Genomic DNA, 16,024 nt, shown 5'->3' with positions numbered 1-16,024 from the left:
TCACCCCAAGGCTTTCTGGTAACGGCGCTCAACCAGTCGGTTGTAGCTCAGCATCACGATCAGGTTGGCCACGAGCAGGGTCAGGGCCACCGCCGCGCCCTGGGGCCAGTTCAGTTCGTGCAGGTATTCGTCGTAGACGATGGTGGCCACCATCTTCAGCCGGCGCCCGCCCAGCAGGCCCGGGATGGCAAACGAGCTGGCCGACAGGCCGAACACGATCAGACTGCCCGACAGGATGCCGGGCATCACCTGGGGCAGCACGATGCGGCGCACGATGGTGAAGGGACTGGCCTGCAACGAGGCGGCGGCATGCTCCACGCTGGGGTCGAGCTTTTGCAGCGAGGTCCAGACCGGGATCACCATGAAGGGCAGCATCACATGCACCAGGGCGATCACCACGGCCGCCTCGGTGTACAGCAGCTTGACGCGGCCCAGGCCCAGGGCCATCAAGGCTTGGTTGACCAGGCCTTCAGGGCCCAGCAGCATCGACCAGCCAAAGGCCCGCACCACCACCGACACCAGCAGCGGCGCCAGCACCACCAGCAACAGGATCGAGCGCCAGGGGCTGCCCATGCGGCTCAGCACATAGGCCTGGGGCGCGCCCACGGCCATGCAGATCAGGGTGGTCAGCCCCGCCATCCAGAAGGTGCGCCAGAAAATGCCCAGGTAATAGCTGTCGCTGAACAGGTGGGCGTAATGGGCCAGGGTGTACTCACCCTCTTTCACGCCGGTGGCGTAGTCAAAGCCGTTGAACGAGAGCACGGCGGTCAGCAACAGCGGCGTGACCAGCAGCGTGGCGAACAGACACAGTGCGGGCCCGCTGAGCAGCCAGGGGACGGGCTTTTTCATGCCATGGCCTCAGTGGCTGTCAGCGCGGCGGCGGCGCCCGAGGCTTCCAGCACGCGGGTCACATGCAGTGGCCAGTCGATGCCTGCGTCAGCGCCCACGGCCAGGGGGCTGCCACCATCGTTGGGCGCCAGCAGCAGCAATTCCCCCAGGGCGCTGTTCAGTCGGTACATCCACTGGCTGCCCAGAAAGAAGCGCTCCAGCACCTTGGCGCCCAGCCGGCCCTGGCCGGGGGCGCACAGGCGCAGTTTCTCGGGGCGCAGGCCGACCAACACGCGGCTGCCCGGGGCATGGTGCAGGCCGGGCAGCGCCAGGCGCAAGGGCCCCAGGCTGATCTCAGGCCCGTGCTCGCCGGCCACCACCTGGGCCGGGATCAGATTGGCCTTGCCCACAAAGGTGGCAATGAAGCGGTTGCCCGGGTGCTCGTACACCGCCTCGGGGTGGTCGACCTGGGTGATGCGCCCAGCCTCCATCACCACCACCCGGTCGCTCACGGACAGGGCCTCTGACTGGTCGTGGGTGACCATCACCGTGGTGGTGCCCACCTGGCGCTGGATGCGGCGCAGCTCGAACTGCATCTCTTCGCGCAGCTTGGCGTCCAGATTGGACAGGGGCTCGTCGAGCAGCAGCACCGGCGGGCGGATCACCAGGGCACGTGCCAGCGCCACGCGCTGGCGCTGCCCGCCCGACAACTGGCGCGGGTAGCGTTGGCCATGCTGGTCCAGCCGCACCAGGGCCAGGGCTTCGGCGACGCGCTGATCGCGTTCGGCCTTGGGGCAGTGCCGCATCTCCAGGCCAAAGCCCACGTTCTCGGCCACAGTCATGTGCGGAAACAGGGCGTAGGTCTGGAACACGATGCCCAGGCCGCGGCTGCTGGTCTTGGTGTGGGTGATGTCCTGGCCATCCAGCACGATGCGGCCGCTGCTGACCGCCTCGATGCCGGCAATCATCTGCAAGGTGGTGGTCTTGCCGCAGCCCGAAGGGCCGAGCAGCGAAACGAATTCGCCTTGCTCCACCTGCAGGTTCAGGTCACTCACGGCCCGGGTGGCGCCGTAGTTTTTGCACAGGTCGTGCAGTTGCAAAAAGGACATCGTGAAAGCCTTTCAGCAGATGCCCGGGGGCATCGGCGTCGATGAAGAGTGGAAGCTGGAAAGTCGCTCGTTCTTTTTTCAATCTATTGCAATACCCGGGCCCGAAACAATGGGATATTCCATTAAACAGAAGATATTTATAAAATATTCCGTTAAATGAAATAACTGGGGTTGAATGCCTCGGGTCCATTCCAACGAGGTGAAGATGGCAGAAGCAGAAACTGGCACCGGTGGTGTGCAACGCGTGTTTGCGGTGATCCGGGCGCTGAGCCGCGTGCCCCCGGAAGGTGCGCGGGTCACCCATTTGGCGCAGGCCGTGGGCCTGACCCAGGCCACCACGCACCGCTTGCTGCAGGCCCTGGTGGCCGAAGGCATGGTGGAGCAGGACGGCCGCAGCAAGCTGTACCGGCTGAGCGTCGATTTCTTTGCCCTGGCCGCACAGGCCGGCAACACGGGCGGGCTGCGCGCACTGTGCCGGCCGGCCCTGCTGCGCCTTTGCGCCAGCCTGGGCGACACACTTTTCCTGCTGGTGCGCAGCGGCTTTGACGCGGTGTGCCTGGACCGGGCCGAGGGGCCGTTTCCGATCCGCTCGTTCACGGGCGACATTGGTGGGCGGGTGGCCCTGGGGGTGGGCCAGGGGGCGCTGGCCATCCTGGCGTTTTTGCCCGAAGACGAACGCGAGGAGGTGATCCGCTTCAATTTGTCGCGGGTTCGCGAGTTCGGGGTGTATGACGAGGTCTACCTGCGCACCGAGGTCGAAAGGGTGCGCCAACTCGGCTATGCCGGGCGCAACACCGGCCTGCTCGATGGCATGGCCGGGGTGGCGGTGCCGGTGCTGGGGGCCGATGGCCGGGCCGTGGCTGCCCTCAGCGTGGGCACGATCGCCGACCGGCTCAACCCCGAGCGCTTGCCCACCGTGGTGGCCTTGCTGCAGCGTGAGGCGGCCCAGATCGGCCCGCGCATCAACCCTTTCGATCCGGTGTTGCGGCGCCCCTCACAAAGCCTGGCCGAGCCCTGGACACAGCCCGCAGAGCCCGATGCAGGGATCGCCTCATGATGCTGTCAGAGAATGATGAAACGCTAATCTGTGGGATGTTTGAGTAGACTTGATTCTGTTTGAACATCAAGTCTTTCGCAAACGTCGATAGGCAGGGGCGTTGGTTTGCGCGATAGTGCGGCCTTCCGAGCCTCACCCGAAAGACGTTCATGAGCAGCACCATCAGCCTGTCCTCCCCTTCCTCTCCGCTGTCCAGCGGATTTCCTCCGGCCCCCCAGGAACTGGACCGTTTGATGGGGGCCTTGGGCGTGGCACCCACCCAATACCGCCAGCCGGGCGGTTTGATCGTGCGCTCGCCGATCACGGGCGAGGTGATGGCCCAATTGCCGCTGCAGCAGGCGGCTGAGGTGGCGGCTGTGATCGGGCAGGCCCAGCAGGCATTTCTGGCCTGGCGCGAAACCCCGGCCCCGCGCCGCGGCGAGCTGGTGCGGCTGATTGGAGAAGAACTGCGCACCCACAAGGCCCTGCTGGGCCAATTGGTCACCCTGGAGGTGGGCAAGAGCCCGTCCGAAGGTGAGGGCGAAGTGCAGGAGATGATCGACATCTGTGATTTCGCGGTAGGTTTGTCGCGCCAATTGCACGGCCTGACCATCGCCACCGAGCGCCCCGGCCATCGCATGATGGAAACCTGGCACCCGCTGGGCGTGTGCGGGGTGATTTCGGCCTTCAATTTTCCGGTGGCGGTGTGGTCGTGGAATGCCGCGCTGGCCCTGGTCTGCGGCAACTCGGTGGTCTGGAAGCCCTCCGAGAAAACACCGCTCACGGCGCTGGCCACCCAGGCCATTGTTCAGCGCGCCCTGAGCCGCTTCGGCACGGCCCCTGAAGGGCTGCTGCCCCTGCTGCTCGGTGAACGTGATGTGGGTGCCGCCCTGGTGGACGACCCCCGGGTGGCCCTGGTGTCGGCCACCGGATCTACCGCGATGGGGCGCGCCGTGGGCCCCAAGCTGGCGGCCCGATTTGCCCGCGCCATCCTGGAGCTGGGCGGCAACAACGCCGCCATCGTGGCCCCCAGCGCCGACCTGGACCTGGCCCTGCGCGGCATCGCCTTTGCGGCCATGGGCACCGCAGGCCAGCGTTGCACCACCTTGCGCCGGTTGTTTGTGCACGACTCGGTGTACGACGCCCTGGTGCCGCGCCTGATCAAGGCCTATGCCAGCGTGCGGGTGGGCGACCCGCGTGAAGACGGCGTGCTGGTCGGCCCGTTGATCGACGCGGCCGCACTGGGCGCCATGCAGCAGGCGCTGCAGCAGGCTCGCGAACTGGGCGCCGTGGTGCACGGCGGCGAGCGGGTGTTGACCGAGGCTGGCGAGTCGGCCTGTTACGCCCGCCCCGCGCTGGTGGAAATGCCGGCCCAAAGCGGCCCCATGCTGCATGAAACCTTTGCCCCCATCCTGTACGTGCAGCGCTACACCGATCTGGACGAAGCGATTGCGCTGAACAACGCAGTGGGTGCGGGCCTGTCGTCGTCGATCTTCACGCTGGACCTGCGCGAGGCCGAGCGCTTCATGTCGGCCGTGGGCTCGGACTGTGGCATCGCCAACGTCAACATCGGCCCCAGCGGCGCCGAGATCGGTGGCGCTTTTGGCGGCGAGAAAGAAACCGGCGGTGGCCGCGAAGCCGGCTCGGACAGCTGGAAGGCCTACATGCGCCGGGCCACCAACACCATCAACTACTCGCGCGAGCTGCCGCTGGCCCAGGGTGTGAAGTTCGACGTGGAGGGTTGATCCAGGTCGGGCGGTCGAGCCTGGCCTGGGCTAGCGGGCCCGGTCGCCGTAGCGCACTTCCTTGAGGGCGCCGCTCTCGAAGCGCAACACGGTCATGAACTGCCCATAGCCCGGGTTGTAGAGCAGTTCTTCCACCTTTTCGCAGCTGCCGGCCACACTCTGGGCCGGGGCGCGCGCCGGGTCGGTGGGCTTGCAGAAACTGTCGGTGACCAGGGGCTGGCCGCATTTCTGCAGCACATCGAGCTTGCTCATGCCGAGCTGGGTGAAGTCGTTGCCGCATTTCAGCGATTGAGCGGCTGCCAGCAAAGGCAAGGCGGCCAGCAATGAGCCTGCGAAAAGTGCTGTGGTTTTCATGGGCAGATCAATTGGACCGGGGGGGCATGATGGCGACACCCATCCCGCGTATCGTCAATGACGGGTGTCAGGGCCGCACAATCGATTTATTCGATTTTTTGACGGCGTCACCCACCTTGAAGCCCGGGTCGTTCTGGAACTCATAACGCTGGGTGCTGTTGCCGTTGAATCGCACGGCAACCACCCAGATCTTGTGGCTCTTGACCTTTTTCTCGACTTCGCGGCCCGCATAGGCGCCCCCTGCAGCACCCGCCACGGTGGCCAGGTCTTTGCCAAAGCCGCCACCCACCTGATGGCCCAGCACCGCACCGGCCACGCCGCCCGCGATCAGGCCCAAGGCGCTGCCTTCGCCCTCACGCTCGACCTGACTGACTGAACTCACCGTGCCGCAATCGGCACAGCCCGCCGGGCCCGCGTGCTCGGGCGCCGTGACAGGCTGGCTGGCTTTGAGGGTGGCCAGGGCCTGGTCGTATTCGGTCTTGGCGTCGCGCTTGCATTGCATGCGGCTGTCGGCGCTGGTTTCGCTGGCGCAGATTTGCAAGTCTTGCTTGTAACGATTCTTGGCTTGTTGCGTGTCGGCGGGGGCCTGGGCCTGAGCCGCCGAGGCCCAGGCCATGGCGCTCAACATGAAAGGCAGCAAAAGGGATGGGCGCATGATGACCTCACAAAATGATTTTTATCTTACGCTTACATGATTGTTACTATCAATTTTGAATGTAACAGTGAGTAGGGCTGTTCACGGTTTGGCGCCCCCCTGAAGGCTGCTGGCGTGGAATGCCTCCGGCCTTGCTGGTGCGTCGGGATTTCAAGCCTCACCGATCGCGGCATGCGTCAAAGCAACCAGGGGTCCAGTTCTGGGTCACCAAACTCGGTCTGCAGAAACTCCAGCAAGGCCTGGACCTTGCGGGGCACGTGTTTCCGGCCGGCGTAGCCGGCCCATACCTGCCATCGGTCTCCTATCCATTGCGGCAACACGCGTACCAAGGCCCCGCTGCGGATGTAGGGCTGGGCATGAACCGACAGCATGCCGACCAGTCCCAGGCCCTGCAAGGCTGCGTGGTAGAGCGCTTCCGAGCTGTTGGAGTGGAACTTGGCCGGCCCGGGGCGGAATTCGAAATGCTGGGGGGCGGCCGGTTCGGACGAAGCCAGCAGAAAGGAATGGGGCAGGTCCTTGCCTGAGGGCAGCAAGCACTCGTGGTGCACCAGATCCGAGGGGTGTTCAGGTGCCGGATGGGTCTTCAGGTAGTGCGGCGAGGCGCACATCACACCGGTGGTGGTGCCCAGCTTGCGGGCCACGAAATCACCGTCCGGCAGGCCGTTGCGTGAGAACAGCACAGTCAGGTCCGACTCGAGGTCGGGCGACTCCAGCAACCGATCGCTGGTGTTGATCTCAACTTCGAGTTTGGGGTACAGGCGCTGCAGGCGAGAGACTCGCGGGATCAACTGGGCCGCGGCAAAGTCCAGAGACGAGCGCACCTTCAGCACCCCGCTGGGCAGGCGGCCGCTGGTGCTCACCTCGTCATTCGCGGCATCCAGTGCATCGATCACCGGGCGGATGCGGGCTGCGTAGAGTTCTCCGGCCTCGGTCAGTGACGAGGTCCGCGTGGTGCGCTGCAGCAGCCGGGTGTTGAGGGTCTTCTCCAGGTCCTGGATCAGTCGCGTGACCTTGGCGGGCGAGGTATCAAGCGCTCGCGCTGCGGCGGCAAAGCCGCCCAGGTCGATGACGGCCAGCAGGGCACGCAGAGAGTCGAGTTGGTTCATGGCGATCGTTGGGTGAGCGGCTTGGGCTCACCCAGGCCGACTGGTCTATTGTGGCCCGTCAGAGGTGGCCTTGCCGAGCGTTTGCACCGGCTCGCGTTGCGGGTGCTGGTGCGAAGTCTCCGCGGCCCCATCCGAGGTCAGCCAACCGGTATGGCGCTGTGGTGCGGCCTGGGCTTGCAGGGGCCATGGCGTCGGGCATGCCTCAAGCCTCATTCCTGCTGGCCCAGCGCCTCCAGAAGGTGGTCCAGAAAGGCCTTGGCGGCACGCGGCAGGGTGCGGCCCGCCAGGGTCTGCACTTCGAAATGGCGCTCGTTCATTTCGCGGTCGCGCAGCGGGATGCCCACCACCTCGCCGCGGCGCAGGCGCTCGCGCAGCGCCAGTTCGCCGTTCAAGGTGATGCCGCCGCGCGAGCGCACAAAGGACAGGCAGGGATCGAGCCGATCGCATTCAAACACCGCCTCGAAGTTCAGGCCCTGGCGGCTGCAGCTGATGTCAAACAGCTGACGCAAGGTGGAGTCCGGCCCCGGCAGGGCGACCGCATGGCCCACCAGTTGCGCCAGCGTGAGTTGCCTGCGGCCCGCCAGTGGGTGTTCGGGGTACAGCACCGCGATGATGGGGGAGGGATGCCGCAGCGCGACGCTGATGCCGCGCTCGGACACTGTGCTCACGGTGATGCCGATATCCACCTCTCCCTGGCGAACCTTTTCGGGCACCTGGGCCTGCAGGCTGACTTGCAGGCCGAAGCGGATGCCCTGGTACTGGCGCTGAAAATCTGCGATCAGTCCCGGCACGAATTCGGACGCAAAGCCTTCGGTGCAGGCCACCCGCACCACGCCGCTTTTCAGGCCTCGCAAGGCCTGGATTTCGTCGGCCACCCGCTCAATGTCTTGCCAGGCGCGGCGGGCGTGGGTGGCCAGCAACTCGCCTGCGGCGTTGGGCACCATGCCGCGCGCGCGCCGCTCGAACAGCAAGGTATCCAGCTCGGCCTCCAGCCGGGCAATGTGCCGGCTGACAGCGGAGGGAGCCACCTGCAGGCGTGCTGCCGCTTCGGTCACCGAGCCGGTCTGCACCACCTCCAGGAAATAGCGCAAGGACGTGTCTTGCAAGGCTTGGTGATTCATGGCGGGGCGGTTCATCGGAAAACAAGGCGCTTTGCGGCGCAGGCAGGCGAGCCCGACATGTTAAGCAGGATGCTGCGCACTCCAAAATTGCAACGCAATGTATCTGATCTCCTATCATCGGCCACCGGGGGTGGGGCCCGTGGGGCTGTGTACACACCGATTCGTCATTCGGGCCAACTGGGCCGAACAAATCACCATTGGAGGCAATGCGCATGAGGAAGTTGATTTTCTGGCTCGCGATCTCGATCGGCAGCCTGGGCCTGCTGGCCGGTTGTTCCACCATGAGTGTCGAGGAGTGCAAGGTGGCCCGCTGGAGCGATGTGGGCCTGCGTGACGGCATGGCGGGTGCGCCGCTGTCCAAGCTCAACGATCTGTCCAAGGACTGTGCCGAAGCCAAGGTCGTCGTGGACACCCGGGCCTATGTGGCCGGGCGCGATCAGGGGCTGCTCAGCTATTGCCAAATGCCCAATGCGGTGCGGCTGGGGCTGGACGGTAAGTACTACAACGGGGTTTGCCCCGCGGCCATCGATGGCGAGTTTCGCCGTCGGGTCAACGTGGGGCGCGAGGTGCGCGACTCAAGGGAGCAGGTGCGCAGCCTGGACAACCGGCGCATCGATCTTGAAAGCAAGCTGCGCAACGCAGGCAATGACGAAGCGCGCAAGAAGCTGCGCGACGACCTGTCGGACAACGACCGCAACCTGCGCCGTGCCCGTGACCGGGTACGCGATGCCGAGTACAACCTCGACCGCATGCGCTAGGGTGGGTGCCACGGCACCACATGAATTGCGCTGTTCGCAACGCAGGTTTGTTTGGATTGCCGTTGCTGGAGGGCTCTAGGCTGCCTAACATGGCTTGAACCCACTCTTTCAAGTCGTCTGGAGCCTTTGCCATGAAGCTGTCTTTTTCTTCTGCTTTGAGTCGCCGTGCCACCCTGAACATCCTGGGCCTGGCGGGATGGGCGCTGTGCGCCGGCATGGCGGGTGCCGAGGCGGTCTACCCCGCCCACCCGATCACGCTGGTGGTGCCGTTCCCGCCGGGCGGCAGTACCGACGTGGTAGCGCGCGCCATTGCACCCAAGCTGGGTGAGCGCCTGGGCGCCCCCATCGTGGTGGACAACCGGCCCGGGGCGGGCACCGCCATTGGCGCGGCCTATGTGGCCAAGGCGGCCCCGGATGGCTACACCTTGTTCATGGGCCCGGGTTCCACGCTCACGCTGAACCCGGCGGTGCGCAAGAACCTGCCGTATGACTCCGTCAAGAGTTTCGAGCCCGTCGGCATGATCACCCGTGCTGGCTTGGTCTTGCTGGCCAATGCCCAGGTGCCGGTGCAGAACCTGGCCGATCTGAAAGCCGCGGTGAAGGCTGCGCCCGACAAGTATTCGTATGCCTCCTTTGGCGCCGGCACCAGCTCGCACTTTGTGGCTGAAATGGCCTTCTACGCCATGGGCCTCAAGGTCACGCACATTCCCTACAAGGGCAGCGCCCCCGCCATGACCGATCTGCTGGGCGGCCAGGTGCCGCTGGCTTTCGACACCGTCACTGCCACCTTGCCACAGCTCAAGACCGGCAAGATCAAGGCCCTGGCCGTGGCCTCGCCCAAGCGCCTGAGTGCCTTGCCGAATGTGCCCACCTTTGCCGAGTTGGGCTACCCCGACGTGAAACTCGAATCCTGGGTCATGCTGCTGACGCCGCGCGGCGCCCCGGCACCCGTCAAGGCCAAGCTGCAAAAAGCCCTGGGCGACACCCTGGCCGACCCGGGCGTGCGCAAGGCCTTGAGCGACCAGGGGCTGGAGCCCAGTTTCTCCACCGCGGCCGAAGCCTCGGCCCTGATCGAAAGTGAACTGCCACTGATGCGCGCCACCGCCGCGCGCGCCAACATCCAGGCCGATTGAGGCCGATTGAGGCCTATTGAGCCCGATTGAGGCCTGTCTCTCCCTTCACGATCGATCACCCCAGACCCTGCCCATGACTGCATCGACTCCCTCCGACCTGGTCACCCGCTCTGCCGTTGAGCTGCGCGAGCTGATCGCACAAGGCCAGATTTCACCCGTTGAATTGCTCGAAGCCTGCATCGAGCGCATCGAGACCGTCAACCCCAGCATCAATGCGGTCACCGCCAAATGCTATGACCGCGCCCGGGTCGAGGCCCGAGCGGCAGAGCAGGCGGTGCTGCGTGGCGAAGCCCTGGGCTTGCTGCACGGCCTGCCATTGGGGGTGAAAGACCTGGAGCCCACCGCCGGGCTGCTGAGCACGTTCGGCTCGCCGAATTACCGTAACAACATCCCGGCCCAGGACATCGAGTTGGTGGCCCGCCTGCGCCGCGCTGGCGCCATCGTGACCGGCAAGACCAATGTGCCTGAGATGGGGGCGGGTGCCAATTCACGCAACCCGGTGTGGGGGGCCACTGGCAACCCCTTCAACCCGAACCTCAATGCGGGGGGCTCCTCCGGGGGCTCTGCGGCGGCGCTGGCGACCGATATGCTGCCGGTGTGCACCGGCTCTGATACGGGTGGCTCGCTGCGCATCCCGGCCGCCAAATGCGGTGTGGTGGGCCTGCGCCCCTCGCCCGGTGTGGTGCCCAGCGTGCGCAAGTTGCTGGGCTGGACGCCAATCTCGGTGGTCGGCCCCATGGGGCGCACCGTGGACGATGCCTGCCTGCAGATGGCCGCATCGGCCGGCATGCACCCGGGTGACCCACTGAGCTACCCGCTGGATCCGCTGAGTTTCCTGCGCCCTCCGATGGGCGATCTGGGCCGCTTGCGCGTGGCCTACAGCACTGATTTGGGATCTTGCGATGTGGACCCGGTCATCCGCGCCACCTTCCTGGCCAAGATGGAGGCCATGCGACACCTGTTTGCCCGCTGCGACGAGGTGAATCTTGAATTGGGCGATGTGCACCGCTGTTTTGATGTGTTGCGCGCCGAGGCCTTTGTGGCCGGTACCCGAGACGCCTATGAGCGCGACCCCGCCAGCCTGGGCCCCAACCCACGCGCCAACTATGAGATCGGCATGCGCATGAGCCTGCTCGACAGCGCCTGGGCGCAGGCCGAGCAGACCCGCATCCTCAACCGGTTCCAGGCGGTGTATGCCGACTACGATCTGCTGCTCACACCCACCACGCCGGTGTCTCCGTTTCCCTGGATGCTGCCGCACGCCGACACCATCGACGGCAAAGCCCAGGCCAACTACTACCGCTGGTTGGCGCTGACCTATGTGATCACCCTCACCACCCACCCGGCCATCAGTCTGCCTTGTGGTACCGACCCATTGGGCATGCCGTTCGGCCTGCAGGTGGTGGGGCGCTTCCGGGGCGACCTGGAGCTGCTCTCGGCTGCGCGCGCCATGGAGCAGGCCTTCGCGGCCTCACCTGTGCTGCGTCGACCGCTGCCCGACCTGGCGGCACTCAAACCACCGTTGCCGGCGCTGGACAGCATCGTCACCCACCCCCCTGAGGTTCCGCACACCGGCGTGGCCGGCCTGTCCGGCACTGGTCAATCTGTGGTTTGAGGCGGGCGACGGGAGGGCAACGGGCGGATGATGCGGGTTTTTCCTTCTTGATGAGGGTGGCATTCAATGGCCGCCGTGGTTTCTGGCTAGAATCACAAAACGACGAGCGGGAGGGAATCCAATCCCACTCGCTTGTGCTGGTGCCCAAAATCTTCTCGTACCGCTGAACTGCCACGTCATTTTCCTGTCGGGGATACTGGTGGCAAATTGGAAATGGGCGCTTGTTGCGCCCATTGCTGATTTCCACGCGGCATTTCATTCATTTGCTCATGCCTCCCACAGAACATCATCTGATCGCCACGATCTCTCAGTTGTCCAAAGCAACTGACTTGGAGTCGGTGCGTGGTCTGTTGGTGAAAATCGCCCAGATGCTCGATGTGGATCGATTGGATCTGATGGTTGAGTACTGGGCGGTTTCTGGTGAAGCCCGTCGCTTGTGGTTTTCAAATATCGATGATGGCCGTTCCAGTGTGGTCAACGTGCCCGACAAAGACTTCATCTTCGGCGCGGCATCCCGGCAGGAATTGACGCAGGCGGATCCGTCGGAAGCCGCGCGACAGGGGCCCTCCACTGATTTTCAGACCTTTGATCTCCCGGAAGGGGTGCGCATCAAGACGCGACAGGTCATGGAGTTTCCTGCGGGAGTCGGTCTGCCGCATCGGCTGGTCCTGTCGCTGACGCAAGAGGACGGTTCCGCGTCAACCGAAGGTGGCTTGATGAATGCGTCGCGCCTGATTCTGGCCGCCAATCGCATTTCCTTGATGCGCATTTTCAAGGCGGCGCTTGAGCACGTCAAAGATCAGACGTTGACACCCCGTGAGCTTGAATGCCTGAAATGGGCGGCGCTTGGCAAAACCGGCGCCGACACCGCGAAAATATTAACGGTGTCCGAAGCGACGGTGGCATTTCACCTCAAAAATGCCATTTCCAAAATGCACGCTGCCTCCAAGGCCCATGCCGTGGCTTTGGCACTGTCCCGTGGATGGATTGATTTGCGTGGTTTTCATTGAAAATCTGGCTGAAAATCCACGGCTCATTCAAATCGGATGGAATTATTTTTTCGTAAGTGATATGGGTGTGCTGGGGCTCGCCTTCATGATCCAGTCATCAGGCAAGGGTCTTGTTGGGTTTTGAGCCAAGTGGCCTTTTAGAGGGCCGTCACCAACGCAAGGTGCCGCAATCGGCGCCTTTCATCGATCGAGCCCCCGCCTGATTGAGCGTCAGCGTGCATTGCAAGCCGTTCTGGGCACTTGCGGTCAGGGTGTAGGCTTGGGGGCTGGAATGCAGCGAAAAACGAAATGCCGGTCCAGGCGGCACGCCAACGCCGGAGATCCTGTCGGTGCTCAGGTCCGGAAAGTCGGCCATCACCTGGCTGGGGTAACGCTGGGTCTGTTGGTAACCACGCTCCAGCACTTGGCTGAGGGCCAGGAGGTACTGGGCAGACATCTCGGTGCGGCTGGGCGGAGTTTGGGCGTGCAGTGTGGGCAGGGCGATCACCAACACCAGGCCCGCCACGGCCAGCGCCAACAGCCCCTCAATCAAGACGAACATATTCAACCCTTTCAGACCGGCTCAAAGGGTTTGTCAAACTCAGCGCCTGCATGGACATTCTTGGTGACTGAAGTGGGAACCGCTGGCAGCGTGATGCCGTTGACCGAATGCTTTGTAACAAGCGAGTCGATTCTTTCCAAACTGGCGGTGGTCGCAACTATCACTTTCGATAGTGGATGTCTGGTGCAGAAGCGCTACAACAGAAGCATGGCTCGCCTCGCTTGATCCTGGGCATGAACACCGATGGCCTCGCGCCGGGTTCGGCGAGCGGTCTTGTAGACCCATAACCATCAATTTTGATAGTTGCGTACTGACGGTTCTGGCTGTGACACTTATTTGATAAGCGGTTCGAATGAGCGCCCAAGGGGGTGACATTGGAGCCGACTAAAAAAAGGGTAGGAATGTCATGAAATCAGTAGGTCTTGAAGTCAAGTTTCTGGACTCGGTGATGTCGGAGGAGGACGATGCCGATGTGATCAGTCGTCTGGACGACAGCTTTCACCGGGGCGATCGTCGCGCAGAGTCCTTCATCGCTGAGCACTTTGTGACCAGTGAAATCAATCAGTACGACTCTGATCTGATGACGGTCGAGCCTCAGCCCCTGGGCGGGTGGGAGATGGCGAAGCCACCCTCCGCAAGGGCTCACAACCAGCGGCGGGCCAGTCGCAAACGGGCTCGCGCGCCGGTGCCGGCGCCTCAGCCCTGGTGGCGGCGCCTGTTTGCATGGTGGCCAAGCCCACGCTGAGCCCCGCTCTTGACTGAGGCTTGCCCGCGAAGCGGCTGAGCCTTCAGCTAAAATGCCGCCTCTTGCCGCCCCGGCCAAGGTTCATGTCGTTCACGCCCGGGGCCATGTAGAGGAACACCATGTTCAAAACCTCGTCGCTGCACGCTGTGCGGCTACCTGTCGTTTTCTGCCCCCAATCCCCCGCCGTTCTTCCTGGTCAGATCTTGATCACGCCCATGTGCGCTCAGGAGGCGGCATGAGCTACGCGGTGAAGGAAATCTTTTACACCCTGCAAGGTGAAGGCCTGCGTGCGGGCCGCCCCGCGGTGTTTTGCCGCTTTGCCGGCTGCAATCTGTGGAGTGGGCGAGAAGCCGACCGTGCCACGGCCGTGTGCCGCTTCTGCGATACCGATTTTGTGGGCACCGATGGCACCTTGGGTGGCCGGTTTGCAGACGCTCAGGCTTTGGCCGCCTTGATCGTCGCCCAATGGCCCCAGGGCCAGGGCCATCGATACGTGGTGTTGACGGGCGGCGAGCCCCTGCTGCAGGTGGACCAGGCCCTGACGGAGGCCTTGCACGAACAAGGCTTTGAAGTGGCGGTGGAAACCAATGGCAGCCTGCCGGCCCCACCCGGCATTGACTGGATCTGTGTCAGCCCCAAGGCCGGAGCGCCTCTGGTGCAACGCAGGGGGCACGAGCTCAAGCTGGTCTACCCACAGGCCGGGCTGAATCCGGTCGAACTGCAGACCCTGGACTTCGAGCATTTTCTGCTGCAGCCCATGGACAACGCCAACCAACGCGCCAACACCCGCGCCTGCATCGCCTACTGCCAGGCCCAGCCGCGCTGGCGCCTGTCGGTGCAAACCCACAAAGTTCTGGACATCCGATGAGCCTCGCCCCAGCCAAGCCTTTTCCGCGCCAGGGCGCGGTGTTCGAACTGTCACAGCGCTTTTTCTTTGATGCCGCCCACACCTTGCAGCGCCAGATCGAGGCCGAAGGCAGCCGCCGAATCCATGGCCACACCTACCACGCCGAAGTGCATGTGAGCGGTGCACCCGACCCTGTCACCGGCATGGTGGTGGATCTGGGCTTTGTGCGGGCCGAAATCGCCCGCCTGCGTGAGCAGCTTGACCACCACTTCCTCGACGAAGTGCCCGATCTGGGCCCCGCCACATTGGAGAACCTGTGCCTGTTCATCGGCCGCCAACTGGCCCCGGTGCTGCCCCAGCTCAGCGCCATCACGGTAGAGCGTCAGGCGGTGGGTGACCGCTGTACCCTGCGTTGGTCGTAGCCCTGAGCCGCCGGCGCAGCACGGTGCTCAGGCTCCCGGGCGCCACACCGGCGAGTCGGCAATGCGCACCTTGCGCGGAATGATGTTGGCTTGGCTGAAGGCGTCGGCAATGCGCTGCTGTTCGGCCAGGGCTTCGGCGTCGGGTGGCTGCACCTGGTAGCTGCGGCGCTGGTTGGCTACCTCGACGGTGGCCGCGTCCAGACCGATCACCGGGGCATGCCATTCGGCGGCCTGGTTGGGGTTGTGCTTGATCCAGTGGCCGGCGCGCTGCAGCTCGCCATACACCAGGCCCAGTACGTCGGGGCGGTGTTGGGCGTAGGGCGTGGCCGCCAGGTAGAAGCGCCGGTAGGCCGACAGCCTGCTGCCGTCGACCAGGATGCGGGCGCCCGACTGGCGTTGCACGGCCGCCAGGAAGGGGTCCCAGATCACCCAGGCCGCCACCTTGCCGGTCTCGAAGGCGGCGCGGGCGTCGGCCGGGCTGAGGTAGGCCGGCTCGATGTCCTGGATGCTCAGGCCATCGCGCGCCAGCGCCTCCAGCAGCAGGTAATGCGCCCCGGCCCCTTTGGCAAAGGCCACCTTCTGCCCCTTCAACTGAGCCACGCTGGTCACGGGCGAGTCCTTGCGAACCACGATGGCCTGGGCCTGGGGCGAGGGGGTTTCGATCGCGTAGTAGGTCAGCTGCGCGCCAGCGGCCAGCGCGAACGGGGGCACCGCATCGGCCACGTCGGCGCTCAGGTCGATGGCGCCCACGTTCAAGGCCTCCAGCAGGGGCAGGCCCGAGTTGAACTCGTGCCATTGCACGTTCACGTTCCAGGGCGCCAGTGCCTTCTCCAGCACGCCCTTGGACTTCAGGTAGATCATCAGGGTGGATGACTTCTGGTAGCCGATGCGCAGGCGGTCGGCGTCGGCCGCCTGCAGTGGGGTCAGGCACAAGGTGGCAGGCAAGGCCAAGCCGGCCTGCAAGAGGCGGCGTCGGGTCGGGGTGTCGATCATGGGCAA

The 16,024-nt window shown here is 64.5% G+C and carries 17 protein-coding genes; 9 read left to right on the top strand and 8 right to left on the bottom strand.

Annotated elements, in window-relative coordinates; translation table 11 throughout:
* Nucleotides 1–849, bottom strand: a complete 849-nt coding sequence (locus AC3WUT_RS03950) for an ABC transporter permease (RefSeq protein ID WP_492345778.1) — start codon at nt 847–849, stop codon at nt 1–3.
* Entirely contained in the window at nt 846–1,937 is a 1,092-nt protein-coding gene (locus AC3WUT_RS03945; protein WP_492345777.1) for an ABC transporter ATP-binding protein, read from the bottom strand. Before AC3WUT_RS03945 ends, AC3WUT_RS03950 begins: the two co-directional genes overlap by 4 nt.
* A 205-nt stretch (nt 1,938–2,142) precedes the next feature.
* On the opposite strand from AC3WUT_RS03945, the gene AC3WUT_RS03940 reads away from it, so the two are divergent.
* Nucleotides 2,143–2,994, top strand: a complete 852-nt coding sequence (locus AC3WUT_RS03940; protein WP_492345776.1) for an IclR family transcriptional regulator — start codon at nt 2,143–2,145, stop codon at nt 2,992–2,994.
* 233 nt (nt 2,995–3,227) lie between these two features.
* On the top strand, nt 3,228–4,718 hold the full coding sequence (amaB, locus tag AC3WUT_RS03935; protein ID WP_492346158.1) for an L-piperidine-6-carboxylate dehydrogenase: 1,491 nt from the start codon (nt 3,228–3,230) through the stop codon (nt 4,716–4,718).
* A gap of 30 nt (nt 4,719–4,748) precedes the next feature.
* Here the strand turns inward: amaB and AC3WUT_RS03930 are convergent, their stop codons facing one another.
* From AC3WUT_RS03930 to AC3WUT_RS03915, 4 genes are all read right to left on the bottom strand, one after another.
* The gene (locus AC3WUT_RS03930; RefSeq protein ID WP_492345775.1) at nt 4,749–5,072 is read right to left on the bottom strand and encodes a DUF2845 domain-containing protein; all 324 of its coding nucleotides are present in this window, start codon (nt 5,070–5,072) and stop codon (nt 4,749–4,751) included.
* Between the two features lie 67 nt (nt 5,073–5,139).
* On the bottom strand, nt 5,140–5,727 hold the full coding sequence (locus AC3WUT_RS03925) for an outer membrane lipoprotein (protein ID WP_492345774.1): 588 nt from the start codon (nt 5,725–5,727) through the stop codon (nt 5,140–5,142).
* Between the two features lie 176 nt (nt 5,728–5,903).
* Nucleotides 5,904–6,833, bottom strand: coding sequence for a LysR family transcriptional regulator (locus tag AC3WUT_RS03920; protein WP_492345773.1), 930 nt, complete (start codon nt 6,831–6,833; stop codon nt 5,904–5,906).
* A 209-nt stretch (nt 6,834–7,042) separates the two neighbouring features.
* Nucleotides 7,043–7,954: a LysR family transcriptional regulator gene (locus AC3WUT_RS03915; RefSeq protein WP_492345772.1), complete on the bottom strand. Its 912-nt coding sequence runs from the start codon at nt 7,952–7,954 to the stop codon at nt 7,043–7,045.
* Between the two features lie 212 nt (nt 7,955–8,166).
* On the opposite strand from AC3WUT_RS03915, the gene AC3WUT_RS03910 reads away from it, so the two are divergent.
* From AC3WUT_RS03910 to AC3WUT_RS03895, 4 genes are all read left to right on the top strand, one after another.
* Nucleotides 8,167–8,712 carry a DUF2799 domain-containing protein gene (locus tag AC3WUT_RS03910; RefSeq protein ID WP_492345771.1) on the top strand — a complete coding sequence of 182 codons (546 nt, stop codon included), beginning with the start codon at nt 8,167–8,169 and terminating at the stop codon, nt 8,710–8,712.
* 131 nt (nt 8,713–8,843) lie between these two features.
* Nucleotides 8,844–9,845, top strand: a complete 1,002-nt coding sequence (locus tag AC3WUT_RS03905) for a Bug family tripartite tricarboxylate transporter substrate binding protein (protein ID WP_492345770.1) — start codon at nt 8,844–8,846, stop codon at nt 9,843–9,845.
* Between the two features lie 73 nt (nt 9,846–9,918).
* On the top strand, nt 9,919–11,460 hold the full coding sequence (locus AC3WUT_RS03900) for an amidase (protein ID WP_492345769.1): 1,542 nt from the start codon (nt 9,919–9,921) through the stop codon (nt 11,458–11,460).
* Nucleotides 11,461–11,681: 221 nt separating this feature from the next.
* Nucleotides 11,682–12,470, top strand: coding sequence for a response regulator transcription factor (locus tag AC3WUT_RS03895; RefSeq protein ID WP_492345768.1), 789 nt, complete (start codon nt 11,682–11,684; stop codon nt 12,468–12,470).
* A 148-nt stretch (nt 12,471–12,618) separates the two neighbouring features.
* On the opposite strand, the gene AC3WUT_RS03890 is transcribed toward AC3WUT_RS03895, so the two are convergent.
* Nucleotides 12,619–13,011, bottom strand: a complete 393-nt coding sequence (locus tag AC3WUT_RS03890; protein ID WP_492345767.1) for a type IV pilin protein — start codon at nt 13,009–13,011, stop codon at nt 12,619–12,621.
* Nucleotides 13,012–13,417: 406 nt separating this feature from the next.
* Between AC3WUT_RS03890 and AC3WUT_RS03885 the strand changes: the two genes are divergently transcribed.
* From AC3WUT_RS03885 to AC3WUT_RS03875, 3 genes are all read left to right on the top strand, one after another.
* Complete coding sequence (locus tag AC3WUT_RS03885; protein WP_492345766.1) at nt 13,418–13,756, top strand: hypothetical protein; 339 nt, start codon at nt 13,418–13,420, stop codon at nt 13,754–13,756.
* 235 nt (nt 13,757–13,991) lie between these two features.
* Nucleotides 13,992–14,624 (top strand): 7-carboxy-7-deazaguanine synthase, encoded by a 633-nt coding sequence (queE, locus tag AC3WUT_RS03880; protein WP_492345765.1) that lies wholly within the window; start codon nt 13,992–13,994, stop codon nt 14,622–14,624.
* Complete coding sequence (locus tag AC3WUT_RS03875; RefSeq protein ID WP_492345764.1) at nt 14,621–15,025, top strand: 6-pyruvoyl trahydropterin synthase family protein; 405 nt, start codon at nt 14,621–14,623, stop codon at nt 15,023–15,025. Before queE ends, AC3WUT_RS03875 begins: the two co-directional genes overlap by 4 nt.
* A 27-nt stretch (nt 15,026–15,052) precedes the next feature.
* Here AC3WUT_RS03875 and AC3WUT_RS03870 read toward each other — a convergent pair whose 3' ends face one another.
* Nucleotides 15,053–16,018: an aliphatic sulfonate ABC transporter substrate-binding protein gene (locus AC3WUT_RS03870; protein ID WP_492345763.1), complete on the bottom strand. Its 966-nt coding sequence runs from the start codon at nt 16,016–16,018 to the stop codon at nt 15,053–15,055.
* Nucleotides 16,019–16,024 lie beyond the last annotated feature (6 nt).

It is taken from the genome of Curvibacter sp. EU05-FHT14A10 (assembly GCF_058791075.1).
Note: the sequence above shows the minus strand (reverse complement) of the source record. Positions and strands in the feature narration are given on the sequence as shown.